This is a genomic window from Chromobacterium sinusclupearum (genome assembly GCF_002902845.1).
Lineage (GTDB): Bacteria > Pseudomonadota > Gammaproteobacteria > Burkholderiales > Chromobacteriaceae > Chromobacterium > Chromobacterium sinusclupearum.
The window spans coordinates 60,704-78,349 of the sequence record NZ_PPTF01000002.1 but is presented as its reverse complement, the minus strand read 5'-3'; the positions used below and the strand labels follow the sequence as shown (position 1 = coordinate 78,349).

The 17,646-nt window shown below is 59.2% G+C and carries 14 protein-coding genes; 5 read left to right on the top strand and 9 right to left on the bottom strand.

Going from position 1 to position 17,646, the window contains the following annotated elements; all coding sequences use genetic code 11:
- Positions 1-21 precede the first annotated feature (21 nt).
- The 9 genes from C2134_RS00755 to C2134_RS00715 all read right to left on the bottom strand — a co-directional run bounded on the left by C2134_RS00755 (position 22) and on the right by C2134_RS00715 (position 7,644).
- The gene (locus C2134_RS00755; RefSeq protein ID WP_103316706.1) at positions 22-480 is read right to left on the bottom strand and encodes a hypothetical protein; all 459 of its coding nucleotides are present in this window, start codon (positions 478-480) and stop codon (positions 22-24) included.
- Positions 477-1,166 carry a hypothetical protein gene (locus C2134_RS00750; protein ID WP_199154774.1) on the bottom strand — a complete coding sequence of 230 codons (690 nt, stop codon included), beginning with the start codon at positions 1,164-1,166 and terminating at the stop codon, positions 477-479. Before C2134_RS00750 ends, C2134_RS00755 begins: the two co-directional genes overlap by 4 nt.
- A complete protein-coding gene (locus C2134_RS00745; RefSeq protein WP_103316705.1) occupies positions 1,123-1,701 on the bottom strand; it encodes a type III secretion apparatus protein OrgA/MxiK in 579 nt (192 codons plus the stop codon). Before C2134_RS00745 ends, C2134_RS00750 begins: the two co-directional genes overlap by 44 nt.
- Positions 1,694-2,440, bottom strand: coding sequence for an EscJ/YscJ/HrcJ family type III secretion inner membrane ring protein (locus C2134_RS00740; protein ID WP_103316703.1), 747 nt, complete (start codon positions 2,438-2,440; stop codon positions 1,694-1,696). The genes C2134_RS00745 and C2134_RS00740 overlap by 8 nt, the downstream gene beginning before the upstream one ends.
- Positions 2,437-2,742, bottom strand: a complete 306-nt coding sequence (gene sctI / locus C2134_RS00735; protein ID WP_103316701.1) for a type III secretion system inner rod subunit SctI — start codon at positions 2,740-2,742, stop codon at positions 2,437-2,439. Before sctI ends, C2134_RS00740 begins: the two co-directional genes overlap by 4 nt.
- A gap of 45 nt (positions 2,743-2,787) precedes the next feature.
- Positions 2,788-3,024: a type III secretion system needle complex protein gene (locus C2134_RS00730; RefSeq protein WP_103316700.1), complete on the bottom strand. Its 237-nt coding sequence runs from the start codon at positions 3,022-3,024 to the stop codon at positions 2,788-2,790.
- A gap of 18 nt (positions 3,025-3,042) precedes the next feature.
- Positions 3,043-4,224 (bottom strand): PrgH/EprH family type III secretion inner membrane ring protein, encoded by a 1,182-nt coding sequence (locus C2134_RS00725; protein WP_103316698.1) that lies wholly within the window; start codon positions 4,222-4,224, stop codon positions 3,043-3,045.
- Positions 4,225-5,386: 1,162 nt separating this feature from the next.
- Entirely contained in the window at positions 5,387-5,827 is a 441-nt protein-coding gene (iagB, locus tag C2134_RS00720; protein WP_103316697.1) for a type III secretion system invasion protein IagB, read from the bottom strand.
- Complete coding sequence (locus tag C2134_RS00715) at positions 5,824-7,644, bottom strand: HilA/EilA family virulence transcriptional regulator (protein WP_233196325.1); 1,821 nt, start codon at positions 7,642-7,644, stop codon at positions 5,824-5,826. The genes iagB and C2134_RS00715 overlap by 4 nt, the downstream gene beginning before the upstream one ends.
- Positions 7,645-8,542: 898 nt before the next feature.
- Between C2134_RS00715 and C2134_RS00705 the strand changes: the two genes are divergently transcribed.
- From C2134_RS00705 to C2134_RS00680, 5 genes are all read left to right on the top strand, one after another.
- Positions 8,543-11,179 carry a hypothetical protein gene (locus C2134_RS00705; RefSeq protein WP_103316692.1) on the top strand — a complete coding sequence of 879 codons (2,637 nt, stop codon included), beginning with the start codon at positions 8,543-8,545 and terminating at the stop codon, positions 11,177-11,179.
- A 407-nt stretch (positions 11,180-11,586) separates the two neighbouring features.
- Complete coding sequence (gene invF, locus C2134_RS00695) at positions 11,587-12,357, top strand: AraC family transcriptional regulator InvF (RefSeq protein WP_103316688.1); 771 nt, start codon at positions 11,587-11,589, stop codon at positions 12,355-12,357.
- Entirely contained in the window at positions 12,354-14,066 is a 1,713-nt protein-coding gene (gene sctC / locus C2134_RS00690; RefSeq protein WP_103316687.1) for a type III secretion system outer membrane ring subunit SctC, read from the top strand. The genes invF and sctC overlap by 4 nt, the downstream gene beginning before the upstream one ends.
- Positions 14,056-15,174, top strand: coding sequence for a YopN/LcrE/InvE/MxiC type III secretion system gatekeeper (locus C2134_RS00685; RefSeq protein WP_304529162.1), 1,119 nt, complete (start codon positions 14,056-14,058; stop codon positions 15,172-15,174). The genes sctC and C2134_RS00685 overlap by 11 nt, the downstream gene beginning before the upstream one ends.
- A 382-nt stretch (positions 15,175-15,556) precedes the next feature.
- Positions 15,557-17,632 carry an EscV/YscV/HrcV family type III secretion system export apparatus protein gene (locus C2134_RS00680; RefSeq protein WP_103316685.1) on the top strand — a complete coding sequence of 692 codons (2,076 nt, stop codon included), beginning with the start codon at positions 15,557-15,559 and terminating at the stop codon, positions 17,630-17,632.
- Positions 17,633-17,646: the final 14 nt, after the last annotated feature.

Here is a 17,646-nt window from a genome sequence, read left to right as displayed (position 1 = left end):
TGTTCAGACCTTCCCTAGGACTTACCACTCTTCGAATTCTTCCAGGTTACCGTCTGACATGCAGATGTTCTGCATCCATTTTGTCATTTCCGTTTGCAGATTGCTGGTGCCTATCAATGTGGCCTGCAGGGGTTTGCTCAATGGGTCGTCTGTTTCCAGTTGCGCCATGGCGCGTTGCAAGATGTCGCTCTGCTGTTCTAGGGTAATGAATGCCGGCTCGTCCGTCTCCGGGTTTACAAATTCACGCATGAGTTGACTGACCGCGTTCGCGTAGGCGCGCAGATCGTCGGTTGGTGGCAGCGTGCGTAGGGCGTCAAGGAACGCACGGGCAAGAGGATCGCTATCGAAGTCCTGCCCGGGCTGGTTTGAAGTAGCCTGGAGAGGTTGGGCAGATGCTAGGCGCTGTGCCAGCGGTACGACATCGCCGTTGCCCGTTGATGCAAGGGAAAAGGGAGGGAGGGATGCAATGGTCGGGATCATTCCGAACTCCTGTCTATAGTATCGTTAGCCTGCGCTTCCCATTGCGAGATCAGTTCGCGCAACGCTTGCGCCGAGATCTGGCGGCAATCCTGCGGCATTGCATCCAGGCATTGTTGCAACTGGCGGCTGGCTGGTTCCACATACAGCTCAGGCGCGAATTCAGCCAACTGATCGCCGCAGCGCATGATGCAGCGAGGGTCGGCATGGTAGTCCAGCTGGATGGGGCCGCTCCAATGCTCGGCCAAGAGCTCCATCAGTCGATGCTGATGAGCTCGGCTAGCTTGCGGTAGCGTCAGGTGCAAGGTTGCATCCCCCTGTTCCAGATCGTGCAGCCATTCGTCTAATAGCAATAGGAGCGTGTCTGGGTGGTCGACGGCGCAGGACAACATCGCGCGTGCGTGTTGGTTCAGCCGTTCGCGCCAGCTCCAGGCCATCGTCTGATAGGCGGACAGATAAGTGGCGATTTGCTGCAGGGCTGATAGCAAACCTTGCTCATATCCTTCTTGATAAGCGTGCTGGCGCAGGATATCGGCGTGCCGCTCGGCGTCGCGCAGAATGCGCTGGGCATGTCTGCGTGCCTCTTGTTGCAGCCTTTGGTCTCGGGCTGAGCTTTGCAGCGCGCGTCGGCTAAACAGCACACCGTCAATGGGCGTCTGCTGGGATGGGATGGGTATGTCTCTGGGCATGTTGTAAGGCTAGAGTCAGGATCAAGGGATCGGCGCCCTGCTGTGACGCTACACTGTCCACGTGCGGGGGAAAAAGCAGCGGCAGCCGTTGCGCCAGCGGAACCGGCAGGCGCGCGCGCCAGGGCTGTAGCCGGCCATAGCCAGCGCGCAGAATGGCGTCGTGGCCGGGTATATTTTGACGTGACGCCGCCTCGGTCGGCAGGGCGATGGTCGTGAAAGTAAGTGCCCACTCTGGTAGGGTCAACTGTCCCGCGCGCCATGCCAGGTCGGCGCGAAGGGCATGGCAACCGATCAGGTAGGCCGTTTGCGGTAGCCGGTGCCAGTGGCGAAGCCATTGCCGAGCCAGCGGATCCAGCTGCGCGTCGTCGCAGTCATGTCTCATCTGGAAGACGGAGATGAGCAGACTATTGACGGCGGAGCGCGCCGCCGCTTGTTCTGTCAGGTCGACAGGGAGCAATAGGCGGCGAGGGTGCAGATAGGCCAGTGGGTCGAACAGCACTCGTTGCAGGGTGGACGAGTGAATAGACTTAGCCATCCTCGCTCCTTGCCGGCTCGGCAGGCGCGGTTACTTCGCTAGTGCGACGTTGCCACAACCAGCCTGCGACGCCCAATATGCCTAGCAGGAGCACGCCAACGATCAGCCAGACCATTCCGTTGCCGCGCTCCGAGGCGGGGGCGCTGGGCGCCTGCTGCTGCGCCTCGCCACGGCGCGACAGCACAACGGAAATATTGTCGTACTCTACCTCTGCGAAGCTGTTCTTCAGGAAGCGCTTGATGTCGTTGACCTTCTGCTCTGGCTCTGTATCGCGGTCGTAAACGGCCAGCGCGGACAGGTGAACGGGGCGGGCGGCTCGGCCACCCTCCTCGGCGTCCAAGTCGTAGCTGATATGCACGCGCGCAGACAATATGCCATTCATGGTCTGCAGCGATTGCTCCAGTCGCTGTTCTATGGCGGAATACAATCGCGCTTTCTCCGCGCGCGGCGATGAAACCAGCGAGTCGGCTGGGAACATCTGCGCCACTTCCATGCGTGGGCGCGACGGCAGGTCGTAGGTCTTCAACCAGTCGACGGCGGCCGCAAAGTCCGCTGGCGCCACGTTGACGCTGTAACCTGTCTTGCCGCGATCGTTTTTTTCCGCCTCTATATTGTGGCGTTGCAGCACGGCGATGACTTCGTTGGCTTGTTGTTGGTCCAGCCCTTTGAGCAGATCCTGTTTCTGGCAGGCTGCCAGAAACAGCAATAGCGGCACGGCGTAAAGGCGACGGCGCATCATGACCGCAATAGGCTTTCTACGGCACCCACGGCTTTGCGGGTCAGCGTGCTGATCATGGACACTTCCAGGTTGTAGTTGGAAGTGCGCAGCTGCAGTTCGAACAACTCAGCCGGGTTGGTGACGGCCTCAGGCTGTTCCAGACGTTGCAGGATCGAATCTTTCTCGATGCCGCTGCTGACGGCGGAGCGGGAGAAGGCCTGGATCAGCCTGTCGTCCAGCGACACGATATCGTTTTCCTGGGCGGGGAGGTCGCGGATGCGGCTGACCAGCGCCTCCACCGGCTGGGCGGCGAATGTTGCCATGTCAAACTCCTATGCCGGCCACGACAAGGCGCGGCGCGGCGATGGTTAGCGGAAGTTCTGGATGATGGCCGCGTCGATGTCCTTGAACACCTTGACGGTGTTGGACTGCGCGTTGCGGTACAGATTGTATTCCGACAGCTTGCTTTGATAAGCCGCCAGCAGTTGCGGATCGGAGGGTTTTGCTGCCAATGCCGCCAATGCATCGTCGACCTGCTGTTGCAGGTTTTCGACACCGGTATCGAAGTCGCTGGAAATTTTGTCTAGGTAGCCGTTCCAAGCCATGGTGGATCCTTTTTCGTCTTACAGGGGTTTGGGGAAATACCAGTGACCGGGCGCCATCTTGACGTAGCCCTGGTCGCCGTAGCGGAAGGAGCGGCCCTTGAGCCAGTCGTCCTTCAATTCGATGGCGAACTGCACATAGCGTCCGCCCCATTGTCGGTAGTAGTCGTCGACGAAGCGGCGCGCGCGCAATAGCTCGCCGTCGTCCAGCGCGCCCTGGATCACGAAGGTAACGCTGTCGGCGCGATTGTCTCGCGTGTAGGGCAGCGCCTGGCGCAATAGTCCGGCTTCGGCCTGTTGCGCGGCGGTGACGTCATCCAGTGCCACCACGTCTACCTTATCCGCATAAGGCATGATGGTTGCTAGGCTTTGTCCCAGTTGTTGGCGCGCAGCGTCACTCAAGGGCGCGCGCTGGCGGCTGATCCACAGCTGTGGGCGGCGTGGGTTCTCCATCTGCAGCCGGTAGTAGGCGAGACTGGGGTAGTGGTCACTTAGCCAACGTCCGATGCGTTCGTTTTCTTGCGCTGGATAGACGACTTGTGTCGGGCGGGTATAGTCGCCGCGCATGATGACCTGACGCGCCCAAGCGCCGTCGCGCTCGTTGGCGGCAGCCACATAAAACACGCCATTGTGTCCGGGCAATACTTGGAAGCGCTGGCTATCCCGGCCGAGCAGGGTATTCAGCTCGGCAGCCTGCCGTTGCGGGCTATTCCATAACCAGTAGCCGCTGCCGACAAGCAGCACCAGAGCCAGCGTGGCCAGGGCGACCGCCGCGACAGGGTGTCGCCGCGCGGGTTTGCTGACCGCGGGCTGAGATACTTCGGGATAAGTCAGTACCTCTGTTGACCAGGACAGGTGTTCTGGGCGGAGGGCCAGCGTCAGCGCGCCAATGTGTACCGGCTGATTGAATGGGACGGGTCGTTCGCTGGGGCCTGCATCGGCGAGCTCGCGCAGGACAATGTGTTCCAGGTCGGCGGCATCGATCAGCAGCTCGAAGTTGATGCCACCTTGTTCAAGGGGCACGTGCAGGGTGTCCTCAGGGAGTTCCGGCAATTGTCCCGGGTCGGCCAGAGTAGTACCAGGGCCGACCAAAAAAAGTGTACGGCCCGTTGGCAACAGGAATTCACAGCCGCGCAAGGGGCTGTTGAGCAGCCGGACGATAATCCGGCTGTCTAGGGAGTGGGTGGTGTCTTCGGCGACCATATTCTGTGTATCTAAGTACGCGTAGCGGTGACCGGTGTACTGTACGGTCTTGCTGCGGAAGCTTCCTGATGGAAAAACGATGAATTCTCGGTGGAGGTTAGGGGATGGTCATGGACCATGAATTTCAATGTGACGGAAAAGTGCATTGCAGCCGCTAATCCATTTTCAGGCTGTATCCGGGCTGAGTATCTACCACTTGGGGGAGGGCGATCTTTGGCGGATCAGAATGGCAGTGGCGTGGCAGGTCATCCCCTTCAAGCTGAAGATCACGGTCAGGAGCGGGTGACGCGGCCGGGTATGCCGCGCCAGGAGTTGTCGTTGTTGATGGTTATTCCAGACGTGGAGGCAAACGCTTTTGCAGTTCCTGTAGCAAGTCGGCGTGTAATGGCTGCGGAGTTTTGGGGGAGTTGCGTTTGGGAGTCTGCTGGGCGCGTTGGGCCTCGATTTCTTCCGCGCTGGCCGGGACAACTGTGGCGCGCGGCCTGACCACCAGGATAGGCGCCTGCGGCGCGAGCAGCGTGGGCGGAGGAGGTGGAGGTGGCGGCGGTACCATGCCTGGAACCGAAGGCGCTGACGGCATGGCCGTCAGCGCCGGTGATGTCGATGGCAGAGGAGAGGGAGGAGGCGTTTGGGGCTGGAGGGGTGCAGCCGCCGTACGTGGTTTGGCGGCGGGCGGACCGCTGGCAAGGCAGTTAGCGATATGCTGGAACGCCTCGAGCTTGAGCTTTTTCACATCTGGCCGCGCGGCGGCCGTGGCAAAACCGTCGACTTGGTTGACGCGCTGTAGTTTGCCTGGAGTGTTGTCGCCTGCTTGCCGGACGGCGGGTTGGGTAAAGGCGTTGATTGCAGCGATTTTAGCTGCAATGCCACTGCCGAGCCTCGTTGAGACAGGGGGAGGGCTTAGTTGCATCTGCCGAGGTGCGGCAAGCTGCAGTCGTTTTGCGAGAGGGGTGTGGCGTGGGGATGGGGAGTCCGGTGGTGTGCGAGATACGCTGCGTGTTGCGGCAATCTGCAGCGGTGCATGGATTCTCATCGTAGGCTTCCTGCGTCAGTTAGGTCCGAAGTCGATTTCGCTCGGATCGTACGAAGGCGAGTCTAGGCCGGAGTGAGGGTGCGGGACTTGCAAAATTGGTTCAGCCAGAGGCAGGCATGGCCTAGAAGGTCAACTATCGGCGGCACCGATCAACCTTTGGTAGCGTTTCCAGACAAGGCGAGCGTAGCGCATGCGCAGTTCGTAGCGGTTGGGAGCGGTGCCGGCGTTATAGGCCCCTACCGCTTCCCAAGTATAGCCATAGCGCTTCATCATGTCGGAGAGGATGGAGGCACCAACTATGACGGACAGGCAGGTGTCCTGTAACAATTTGGGCTGACTGATGCCCAGCTTTTGCAGCCGCGGTAGATGGCGGCTATTGATCTGCATCAGTCCTAGGTCGTGAGAGCCATCGCGGTTACGACCGATGGCTGCAGGGTTCAGCGAGGATTCCTGTTCCGCGATGGCATATAGCAGTGCGGGATCGATATTGAACATGCTACCGGCACGATCCCAGCAGTCTGCACGTACCGTTCCCGTGTATAGAAGCAAGATTAGGGGGATGTACTTCATGCGGCCTCTGCTTGTAGGCGCATGAGCTTGGGGGCGAGCTGACTCAGCCGCGGGTCATGTCGCCAAGCGCGACTCCATACATACCCTTCCTCTTCCAGTTGGCGCCAGTACTCCAGCGTGGATTCCATTCCGTGCACGGCTAGCATCAGCGGTAGCAATCCGGCTCTGATCTGGCGACTATCCATATTGGTCAGGAAGGCTCGTACCGTGGGCAGAGCAGATTCACCGCGCCGGCAGTAGTCGACGTAGCAATTATTGATGGCGATCAGTCCGGCCTCTTCGCCGCTTGCTCGCACCGCCTGCACTAAGGCGTCAGCCTGGTTATGTTGTCCCTTCAGAGCCAGTAGCAGAGCCAGTACGCTTTGCAGGATGGGATGGTCTTGGCCGTACTGGCACAATTGGCGTTTGCCTAGATCAATGGCATCGTCCATGCGCCCTTCGAAATAGGTTAGCCATAGTTTGAGGATGCTAGCTGCGATGCGGGAGGGGTCGCGTTCCAGGCAGATGTCCAGAGCCTGCTGGGCCTGAGTTAATCTATCGGATAGGAACAGATGCCAAGCATGATAATAATGGAGGTCTACGGAGTCCGGCGTTAGCAGCCAGGCCTGCTTGAATAGTGCCTCCGCTACGGCATACTGGGCCCGCATGCTGCTGAGCAGAGCCAGAAGCCCCATGGCCTGTGGGTGGCCGGGATCAAGCTCTATAGCCTTGTCGACAGCGTGCTGCGCCTGTGTTAGTGCACGTTTTTGATCGAATAAGCCAAGATGGGCCAGAGTGAGGTAGCACTCTGCCAGGCTGCAGTAGGGAAGAGCGTGACAGGGACTGGCGCCGACGCACTGGCGCAGAAGTACCAGTGCTTGACGCAAGCTGGATGGCGTGTGCCGCTGAAGTTCGTGGCGGCCGTTCAGGTAGATGATGGCCGAATCAAGCGAGCCCAGCTCGCTCAGTTGGTCCTGATGCCAGCGCAGTCCGGGAATTCGCTGTGACAGCAGGCTGGCGAGCCGGTTTTGCAGCAGTGGGACAGGTTGTTCAGGGCTTAGTTCTATGCTTTCGTGATGCACCAGATGATGGCCATCAGCACGCACAAGTTCAACACGCAGCTTCCAGCCATCGCCGTGTGGAAGCGTCTGGCCGGCGAGATAGTAGTCAGGCCGAAGCTGGTCAATCATCGCTACGATATCGGCAACATCGCGGCAGTTCTGCGTGATGGTGGCAGGTAGCACGATCAGCCCGAATGGCGAGTACGAGGAGAGACACTGCACCAAGGCATGGTGCAGGTTGACCGCGTCCAGCTGTGAGTGCGTGCGAAAAGGCAAGATAGCAATTGAGCATTGTGCCGCTTGGGGGGTGGGACGCGAGACCGTCGCGACGGGACGGCAGAAGCGGTAGCCTTTGCCATAAACCGTGTCGATGTAGCGGTAGTTTTTGCTTTCCATTAGTAAGCGGCGCAGAGCGTATATACAGCGTGTTAGCGACTCTTCGTTGACGTCGCCATCGGGCCATGCCTTGTCAAGCAGAGTGTCCTTGCTGACGACCTCGCCTGCGGCCTCAAGCAGCAGCGTGAGTACTGCCAGTTCCTTTGGCGGGATGTGTACCTGTTGTTTGCGGTGTACCAGCGTTCCATCCTGATGAAGGACGAAGTCGCCGAAAACAAACTGCCGATTCGTTAAGCCAATTTGACTTGACGCCATTTTTTCTATTCCTTCGTATGAGCGTTGTGCAATTGCAAATAGCCTGCTGCTTGGGTTTTTGGTTTTTTGTGCCAATTTTTTTAAGAATTTAAAGTTAAATTCTGTAAAAAAATAAAATCTAGCCATTTTTAATGCTTGGCATTGATGTGGCCATTCCCTTTGGTATGGCTCGATTGCTCCCTGTGCTTATCGTTAGTAATCAAACGCTAAACAATTAGAGTGAACGCACGGTAGTTTTGCTTGAAGTAAACGACTTGCAAAAAACGCCCATGCTTCGACTCTTATGCAGTTGAGATCGAGCTGGATATTTTTTTATTAATTTGTTTTAAGATTTGCACACCATTTTAGATCAATTGCTTTAATATTACTACTTGATTTTATTGATTAAATTCATTTCGTGTGCGACTTGATAGCTTCGAGGTAGGCATTGTTGCGGAGGAGGGGCCAAGTTGGTTGTTGTGAGCGAAAGTAAATGCTTTGCACGGGGGGGTGAACAATTTATGCAAGTTTTGGTGGGTTGTCGGGGCTACGCTGATCCTGCTCACCACTGTTTATGACTGAGTTGCGTGGCTTACAATCGTTGCCTAGGAGTTTTTTGAGATGCCCATCAAGGTTTTGCCAAACCCGCTAAGTGCTATGGCCGCTCGGACCGAGCAGCTAGACAGGCAATCTGTCGTCGTGTCGAACCGAACGGCAGTTCCGTTGGGTGAGGTTCTCAAAAGCTGCAGTAACACGACATCGATGCTTAGCGCTGCCGCGCCGCGAGGAAGTGCGGCCGGAGAGTTGGCTAATTTTCTCGAACAGGGGTGGCTGCAATTTCTGAGTCATCTGGAGACGCTGGGTGAAGAGTGCTTGTCGGAGCAGGAGGCGGCGGCCCTGAAAGATATACGTCAAAGTGCGGTTATGAAGAGTCGCATGTCAGGGCCTAGTGGACTGGATGTCGCCGGGAATCTGATTGTCGCGAGACAGTCCGGTCGCATGCTTTCGTAAAAGACACTTCCGTGGTGGCAGCAAGGAGGAGCCTATGTTGCAGTCGTTGACAAGCAGAGACAACGAGGCAGTGCGCCTCCTTGGCTGTCGGCGCTTGGATGCGCCCCCGTACGAAGTGCGCGCTTCGTGGGTTGGAGCGGTGGAGGCTGTACATGGTCAAGCGGTTGTGTCGTCGCCGCCAAGTACCGAGGTTACGCTTGTTGACGCCAAGACCCAATTGCTGCGCGATGGCGTCAATCAGACTTTGCTGCGTATGCGCGACGAGGCATACCGCCAGGCCGAGCCGGAGCGTCCCAAGCTGCCGCGTTGGGTTCGCGCGCTGCGCTTGCTGCCGCAGCGCGCCGAGATAACGCCCAAGAGCGTGTCGGTGATCGAGCGCTTGCGTCTGATTTTGGCTGAAGGTGCGCCGCGGCCGGCACTGGATATTAAGGAGTGCGCCCGACTGTCATTGGAGATGGAGGCGCTGGCGCGGATGCTGCCGCAGGGTCCGTTTGCCGAGTTGAGCCAGCGTCTGGCCCTGCTGGGTCAGGCGGCGTGGGCGCAACTGGCCAGGGCCGAGGCTGAAGCTCAGCTATTACCGCAATTCAGGCGCTTCGACCAGCCGGGGAGCAGCCAGGAGCGCCGCGCCGGCGTGTCGTTGGGGGTGGGCCTAGGGTTGGGGGAGGCCGGCGCAGGTACCAAGGCCACGTTCGGGGTGAGTCTGGGCGTGACCTGGGGTATGGACAATGATGATGAAGGCTTCGTGTTCGTCAATCGCAGCAAAGCCGTATCGGCACAGGCCACAGGCAAAGGAGGCGTAGGCGTGGCTGCGCTGTCCGGCCTGGTGCAGGGACGCTGGCAGCATACCGAATCGGAAGAGTTCGCCAGCGCGACGGCATATGTGCAAATCAATGCGGATCAATTGGCGCGAGGCTCCCGCCGCGAAACGCTGGGCACGGCCGCTCGCGCGGCGGTGGGGGCATTGATCCGCTTATTCCGTCCCGGCTACGGAAACGAGCTGAGTCACTTTCAGCGACTGCAACAGCAAGCTGCCGATCAACAGCAACGCTTAGGCGTGCTATTGGGTTGGTTGGGGCAGCGCAACCGCTCGGAGGCGCTGCCCGGTCCTGCCCGGCACTATGCGCCACCTTGCATAGTTGACAGTGTCCGTGGCGATGCCTGCGTGCGGGCTGAAGCAGCCGGTGTCGGTGTGGGGCTGGGCGTGGCGGTGGAGCGTATCGACATCAAGGCCCCGGTATTGACTCCTTTCTGGCAGGCGCTACGGCAGGAACATGGCGTTGCCCGGAAAAAGAAGATTGCAGAGCAACGCTTGGCCGGCCTGGGGCAGATGGCCGGCGTGTTGTTCGGGCCTGATGCCAAGACGAGGCCGCTGTCCCGGCTTAGCGGCGCTGCTGATGCGGAAGCCCTGAGGAGCGTCGACCTGAAGACGCTGGCGCGTGCAGTCGATTGTTTGGCGGCCGAGTTTGAACACCTGTGCGCGGTGGCGCAGCAGGTGGATGCCGGCATTGGCCGGAGAGCGTGCGGCGCGGCCGTGGAGCGCTCGCTGTTGGCCAGCTGGCGTGCACGCAGCCGCGAGGAGGCTCTCGCCCAGATGGCGTTGGCGCATGCGGTGCTGGTGCGTGAAGTCGCCGCGCGGGAACCCGCCGAAGCAGCTGTTGATATGCTGTTCGAGAAGCGGGTGCTGGATCAACGCTTGGATGAGCTGGCGCCAAGGTTGTACGCGCCACCGATTCGCTACGATGCGGGGAAGCTGGCGCAGGCGACCAGTTTTCGCGACCTTCTCAAGTTGCAGATCCGAGACCGCAGCCTCGCCTTGAGTCTTGGCGGAGCGCTGGGGGAGGTCGGTCTGCAGGTTAGTGCTTCTTTGACTGAGCGTGAACGTTTGCATCATAACCCTTTACGTGCCGGCGATTACAAGGATGTGCGCGTGAGCCTGACCGGTAGTGTAGGCGGAAGCTGGCCGCTGGACCGTGTACGCGATGCCCTCGCGGCTCAGTTGGCAGCACACGGGCTTGCCGCCGAAGTGCCGGCGGCGTTGGCGGGCTTGCAGGCCTCGTTGGGCGCGCAGGGGAGCGGCAGCCTGATGTTGTTGCTGCGTTTCTACCGGCCGCAATACCAGCGGCAGGCGGATTTTCCCGCCGATGCTGCCGGCTATCGGCTGCAGCTGATTCGCGTCAGCGCAGGCGGCGATGTGGGATTGAGCTTGGCGGGTGGGGTGCCGGTGCAGCCAGGGGTGTCTGTGGAGTTGGGCTTGGATATTGGCACATCGGCCACGTCGGTGCTGTATGAACGCTGGGGCGACAATAGTCTGAGCGCGCCGTTGATGCATTACTTGCATCTGAAGGCGGTCGGCGAAGAGGCGCGATGGCTGGATAAGCGTCAAGAGCAGCGTCAGGCACTGGAAGCCTTGTGCCGTCAGTTGGCCCGTCCAGACAGCGCGGTGCGGGGCGAGGCCAATTACTTTCTCAAGAGGCAGCAGTGGGACGGCACGAGGTTCTTCGCCGTTGTGGAGGCTTTCGCCGCGGGACACGGCAGTTTCGAGGCCGCCATTGAAGAGCTGGAAGCGCTCATGGAGCGTCAGTACCCACAATGGCAGATCGATAAGCAGGACTTCGCTGGCTGGGAGGAGCTGTCATTGACTCATGAAAGTGGGAGGGCTGTGAGCGAATGAACATTTCTCAGGCAGGGGGCGCGGAACGAAGCGTCGCGCCATATAAAAGCATCGCTGATGCGCAGGCGGTGAAGGCTGAGACCGGGAACGGCTTGTCGCATGGCGTCAAGCAGGTTGGCAATGCCCCGGCCGTTCAATATAGCGTTTTCGCGATGCGGCGCCATTCGTTGCCTCACTGATGCCGAGAGAGGGGAGAGCGGTGTAGGGGAGGATGATTGGTTGGAGGTTCGTGATCCAACTGGCCGCTAAGCAAGGCTTGTACTTCGAACGCCTTCAGGTTTACTGAAGGCGTTTTGTTTTGCCCCGGTTGCTCCTGTTGGTAACCCATCAGATTTGCATCAGGATTCTCCTCGCCGGCTGATAGACACTCTGCGAACCCGAGTATGGGTTAAGTAGGGCGTTGACTGATGATAGACCACGAAGTTTTGCATTTTCAGGAAACCCTGGGCGAGGGCGGCAAGCGTGTTGTAACTGCCCAAGAGGTATGGCTGGCGCATGAAATCATCGGCAGGCCAGCTGTACTGACGCTGGTGTCTGATGGGATCCCAGCGTCGTGGGAGATGCCGGCCGGCTGGCAAGGCTTGCTGATGCTGGACCGTGTCGAAGTGCAGGTCTTGGCGGGGCAACTGACGCTACGCGCGCTCAAGCTGGAAGTGCTGAGCAAACTGCTCGCTTTTCTTGATGAGGCGCGGAGTCTGGAGGAGGTTGATACCGGAGGGGGGGCTTGGGCGGCACTGCCGCTGGGCGATCCATCGGTATGCGAAGATCGCAAACGTTGCGAATACTGGTTCTTGTCACAGGCATTGATGCCAACCCCTGCGTTCAATGAGTTCCTTGCCGGACTGCGCCGCAGTGAAAGCTACTGGTTGGTCCGTTTTCTGCTGGCGCAGTCGGCCGGCTGCGGCACTTTGCAGGATCTGGGAGAGCGCTATGGCGTCTCGTACTCGCATTTCCGTCGGCTATGCCGCCAGGCATTAGGGAGCGCGGCCAAGACCGAGCTACGCGACTGGCGCATGGCGCGCTCGCTGTTGGACGTGGTTGAGGGGCGCGAGAGCTTGACCCAGGTAGCGCTCAAGCATGGTTACGCTTCGTCTTCTCATTTTTCCAACGAGATCCGGGAGCTGCTCGGCGTGTCGCCGCGCGGCTTATCCAACATCATTCAATTGGCTATCAAATGAAGAGAAAAGTTCTGTGTGCATGGCTTCTTTCGTGTACTGCATTGCTAACGCCCCCAACCGGCTACACCGCGGAGCCAGTGCGGCCAGCCGGCTCTGGCTACATTGCTAAAAATGAGAGCCTGCGCGGTTTTTTCGACGCGTTGGCAGCGCAGCTCAAAAAACCAGTCATTGTCAGCAAGTTGGCGGCGCGCAAGCAAATCAGTGGAGAGTTCGATCTGGGTAATTCTCAGGTGTTGCTGGACAAACTGGCGCAACAGCTTGGACTGATTTGGTACCACGACGGGCAAGCCATCTATGTTTACGATGCGAGTGAAATGCGCAATGCGGTAGTGTCTTTGCGCAATGTGTCATTGAATACCTTCAATGATTTTCTGCGGCGCTCGGGATTGTACGACCGTCGCTACCTTTTGCGCGGGGATGGCCGCAGCGGTACTTTCTATGTGTCCGGTCCGCCGGTGTTCGTCGACTTGGTAGTCAATGCGGCCAGCTTCATGGATAGGCAGAGCGACGGCGTGGACTTGGGACGGCAGAAGATTGGCGTGATCCGACTGAATAACACTTTCGTCAGTGATCGCAATTACGAGCTGCGGGACCAGAAAATCATCATACCTGGCATGGCAACGGTGATCGAGCGTCTATTGCAAGGTGAAGACAAGCCTTTGCAAAGCGCGGCTAGCGGTGCGCCCGCTCCCGCCCCGGCGCGGCGTGGCGATATTCCCCCGATGCCGGACTTTCCCGGCAGCGGCGCGGCGAAGCCGCCAGTGTATGCCGGAGGCCTGAGTCTGCCCGAGGCCTTGAGGCAGGAAGTCGCCGCGGGCGACATCAAGGTCATCGCCTATCCGGATACCAACAGTCTGCTGGTCAAAGGCACGACAGAGCAGGTACGCTTCATCGAGAAGTTGGCTGCTGCGCTGGATGTGCCCAAGCGTCATGTTGAGCTGTCCTTGTGGATCATTGACCTGGACAAAGGGGATCTGGACCAACTGGGCGTCAACTGGAGCGGCGCCATCACGGTCGGCGACAAGCTGGGCGTATCGCTGAACAACAGCGGCTCCATCAGTACGCTGGATGGCAGCCGCTTTATCGCCTCGGTGATGGCGCTGGAGCAGAAAGATAGAGCGAATGTGGTATCGCGCCCAGTGGTATTGACGCAGGAGAATGTGCCTGCGCTGTTCGACAACAACCGTACTTTCTACGCCAAACTGGTGGGCGAGCGCAACGCCAGCCTGCAGTCCGTCACCTATGGCACCTTGGTCAGCGTGTTGCCGCGCTTCTCCGCAGACGGGCAGATCGAGATGTCGCTCAATATCGAGGATGGCCGCGAGACAAAGACGCCGAACTATGAAAACGATCCCCCGGACTCGCTGCCGGAAGTCGGGCGTACCCGGATCAGCACCGTGGCGCGTGTGCCGCAGGGCAAGAGCCTGCTGATCGGCGGTTACACGCGCGACGCCAATGTCGAGCAGAACAACAAGATACCGCTATTGGGCAGCCTTCCCGTGGTGGGCGGACTGTTCCGCTACCGCAGCCAGAGTCTGAGCAATTACGTGCGAGTGTTCCTGATCCAGCCTCGCGAGATTGACGATCCGCTGACGCCGGACGCCAGCGACTTGGCCGCCAATCTGGCTAAGGAGGCGGGTATTGGCAATGATCCTCTGCAGCAATGGGTGCGCGACTACCTGAACCGAGAGGTAAAGCGTGGAAATTAGCAGCCGCCCACTGCCGACTATTGGTCTGCGCTCGGCAAAGCACCATGCCCGGGCCGACGCTCAGCGTGATGTGGTCAAGCAAAGCGACGCGTTCCAGGCTGAGGCGCAGCGCGCCGATGATGCCTCGCCTGCGGCCGAGATGCAGCGCTTCCTCCAGTCCACGGACGAGATGGCGGCTGCGCTGACGCAGTTCCGCAATCGGCGCGACTATGACAAGAAGCTCGGGCATTTGGCCGATAGTTTCGAGCGGGTGTTGGATGAAGAGGCAAACCCGAAGGCGCAGCAGATTGTACAGGTGGCCAAGGCATTGGGGATCCGCGTCGAGGAATTGCTGCGCCAGGCGCGCGCCTTGTTCCCGGACGATAGCGATCTAGCGCTAGTGTTGCGCGAACTCCTGCGTCGGCGCCAGCTGGACGAGGTGGTGCGCAAGCGCCTGCAGGCACTGCTGCAGCAGGTGGAGGAGCAGGCCGATCCCAAGTCTTTGAAGGCCGGCATCAACTGCGCGCTCAAGGCGAGACTGTTCGGCAAATCCTTGCAACTGAGTCCGGGCCTGCTGCGCGCTAGCTACCGGCAGTTCCTGCAGAGCGAGGCGGCGGAGGTTGAGGTCTATGCTGACTGGATTAGCAGCTTCGGTTACCAACGCCGGGTCTTGGTGCTTGACTTCATTGAGGGCGCGCTGCTGGCCGACATCGATTCGCAGGACGCCAGTTGCTCTAGGCTGGAGTTTGGCTACTTGTTGGGGCGCCTAGGGCAGCTCAAGTTGCTGCGTTCCGCGGATACATTGTTTGTCGGACGCTTGATGGGCAATGAGCATGTCTGCGCCTTCAACGGCAATGAGTCCGACTGGTTGCTGTTTCTGCTGTCTTTGCTGCTGCAGCCGCAGGATTTGGACGCGCTGCTGGCCGATACCGTGGGGCGCAGCGCGCTGCTCTCCCGCCATAGTGAACACTCGACGTTGTTGCAGGCGCTCTACCAGGCATGCAAGGCTCTGCCCCCGGCGCTCTTTGTTGATCCGCGCTGGCAGGAGGCTTTGCTTGAAGCCTTGCGCCATATGGCGGGCATAGCCTATCGCCACGAACAGGCTGAGCGACGTCGTGAGACGGGATGATCCATCCATCAAGGCAATCATGAACTAACCGCTTCGAGCGGCCCTGCCTGGTAGGGCGAAGTTCATCGGACTTATTGTATTTCCGAGCGTATATCGGGCTCCTGGTTTTGCCTATCGCTGCGCCATTGCCGGCTTTGTCGTGACGGCGCGAGACCATCGCCTCTTTTGGGCAGTCTGCCGTCATCTTGTTTCCCATGTTTTCCTGTGCTTGCGCGCGAGGCTCTCCTGCCTGGGCTGATGGGGCCGGGATAATCAGATTTACATCAGGATTCCAGCATTCGGCTGTTAGACACTCGCCTCTGGCGTTTGAGAGAAGTGATCGCTTGCCCCGAGCCGTGATGACTCTCGATGATGGATTGACCGAATAATTTGGGATGCCCCAGTGTTTAATTCCTTGCTCAACGGCGCTCGTACGCGTCCGGAACTGCTGATCCTGTTGTTGATGGTGATGATCATTGCGATGCTGATCATTCCGTTGCCCACCTATCTGGTGGACTTCCTGATCGGTCTCAACATCGTGCTGGCGGTACTGGTGTTCATGGGGTCCTTTTACATCGACCGCATTCTCAGCTTTTCCACCTTTCCCTCGGTACTGCTGATTACCACGCTATTTCGTCTGGCGCTGTCCATCAGTACCAGTCGGTTGATTCTGATAGAGGCTGATGCTGGCGAGATCATAGCCACCTTCGGTCAGTTCGTTATCGGCGACAGCTTGGCTGTAGGCTTCGTAGTGTTCTCCATCGTTACCGTGGTCCAGTTCATTGTCATTACCAAGGGCTCTGAGCGGGTCGCCGAGGTAGCGGCGCGCTTTTCGCTGGATGGTATGCCTGGCAAACAGATGAGTATCGACGCCGACCTCAAAGCCGGCATCATTGATGCCGATGGCGCGCGCGAACGCCGCAGTGTACTTGAGCGCGAGAGCCAGCTTTACGGCTCTTTCGATGGCGCGATGAAGTTTATCAAGGGCGATGCCATTGCCGGCATCATTATCATCTTCGTCAACTTCATCGGCGGTATCTCCGTGGGCATGACGCAGCATGGCATGGATCTGTCCACTGCCTTGTCCACTTACACCATGCTTACTATTGGTGATGGTTTAGTGGCGCAGATTCCGGCGTTGCTGATCGCTATTAGTGCTGGCTTCATCGTCACCCGAGTCAACGGCGATAGCGACAATATGGGCCGCAACATCATGGGCCAGTTGTTCGGCAATCCTTTTGTGCTGATTGTGACTGCGGTGTTGGCGCTGGCTGTGGGCATGTTGCCTGGGTTTCCGCTGTTCGTGTTCGCCATCCTGGCGGCGGCGCTGGCCGGCTTGTTCTATTACAAGCGCCGCGTGGCGAAGCAGGGGGCGAGTAGCGGCGGGAAGACCGGCGAGACGGGCGTGGCCAGCATGAGTGGGAGCGTCGCGCCGGCGAGTGGCAAGGAGAGCTCGCTGGGTTTGATCGGCAACCTGGACAAGGTGGCTGCCGAAACCGTGCCCTTGATCCTGCTGGTGCCCAAGGCGCGGCGTGCTGTGCTGGAGCAAGCGCAATTAGCCGAGCGGCTGCGTAGCCAGTTCTTCATCGACTACGGTGTGCGCTTACCAGACATGCTGCTGCGCGATGCTGACGGTACGGCCGATAACCGCGTGGTGTTGCTGATCAACGAGATCCGCGCCGACGAGTTCGAGCTGCATTTCGATTTTGTGCGCGTGATCAACTACACAGATGAGGCCACTGCTCTGGGTGTGCAGCCAGTGTTCAGCACCCAGGGAGGCAGTCAGTGCGCCTGGGTGCGCCCGGCCGACGGCGACAAGCTGGTCAAGCTAGGCTATCAGTTGCGCCCGGCGCTGGACGAGCTCTACCACTGTCTCGCCGCATTGTTGGCGCGGCACGTAAACGAATATTTTGGTGTCCAGGAAACCAAGCACATGTTGGATCAACTGGAGGCTAAGTACCCGGACTTGCTCAAGGAAGTGTTGCGCCACGCTACGGTGCAACGCATCGCCGAGGTGCTGCAACGCCTGCTGGCCGAGCGCATCTCGGTACGCAATATGAAGCTGATCATGGAGGCGTTAGCGCTGTGGGCTCCGCGCGAGAAGGACGTAATCAACCTAGTGGAGCATGTACGCGGCGCGCTGGCGCGCTACATCTGCCACAAGTTCGCCCACGGCGGCGAGCTGCGCGCGGTGATGACCTCTGCTGAAGTGGAGGACATGGTGCGCAAGGGCATACGCCAGACATCGGGCGGCGCCTTCCTCAACCTGGAGCCTGCCGCCTCTGACGAACTGATGGACCTGTTCGCGGTAGGGCTGGATGGTTTGAGCATCGCCCACAAAGACATGGTGCTGCTCACATCGGTCGACGTACGCCGCTTCATCAAGAAACTGGTCGAAACCCGCTTCCGCGAGCTGGAGGTCGTGTCTTTCGGCGAGATCGCCGACAGCGTGTCGGTGAACGTGCTCAAAACCATTTAAGCCCTAGAGGATTC

Bases quoted from the DNA above. Each gene is read 5' to 3' on its own strand.
- C2134_RS00755 (WP_103316706.1), bottom strand. From the start codon at position 480: ATGATCCCGACCATTGCATCCCTCCCTCCCTTTTCCCTTGCATCAACG.
- C2134_RS00750 (WP_199154774.1), bottom strand. From the start codon at position 1,166: ATGCCCAGAGACATACCCATCCCATCCCAGCAGACGCCCATTGACGGT.
- C2134_RS00745 (WP_103316705.1), bottom strand. From the start codon at position 1,701: ATGGCTAAGTCTATTCACTCGTCCACCCTGCAACGAGTGCTGTTCGAC.
- C2134_RS00740 (WP_103316703.1), bottom strand. From the start codon at position 2,440: ATGATGCGCCGTCGCCTTTACGCCGTGCCGCTATTGCTGTTTCTGGCA.
- sctI (WP_103316701.1), bottom strand. From the start codon at position 2,742: ATGGCAACATTCGCCGCCCAGCCGGTGGAGGCGCTGGTCAGCCGCATC.
- C2134_RS00730 (WP_103316700.1), bottom strand. From the start codon at position 3,024: ATGGCTTGGAACGGCTACCTAGACAAAATTTCCAGCGACTTCGATACC.
- C2134_RS00725 (WP_103316698.1), bottom strand. From the start codon at position 4,224: ATGGTCGCCGAAGACACCACCCACTCCCTAGACAGCCGGATTATCGTC.
- iagB (WP_103316697.1), bottom strand. From the start codon at position 5,827: ATGAAGTACATCCCCCTAATCTTGCTTCTATACACGGGAACGGTACGT.
- C2134_RS00715 (WP_233196325.1), bottom strand. From the start codon at position 7,644: ATGGCTAGATTTTATTTTTTTACAGAATTTAACTTTAAATTCTTAAAA.
- C2134_RS00705 (WP_103316692.1), top strand. From the start codon at position 8,543: ATGTTGCAGTCGTTGACAAGCAGAGACAACGAGGCAGTGCGCCTCCTT.
- invF (WP_103316688.1), top strand. From the start codon at position 11,587: ATGATAGACCACGAAGTTTTGCATTTTCAGGAAACCCTGGGCGAGGGC.
- sctC (WP_103316687.1), top strand. From the start codon at position 12,354: ATGAAGAGAAAAGTTCTGTGTGCATGGCTTCTTTCGTGTACTGCATTG.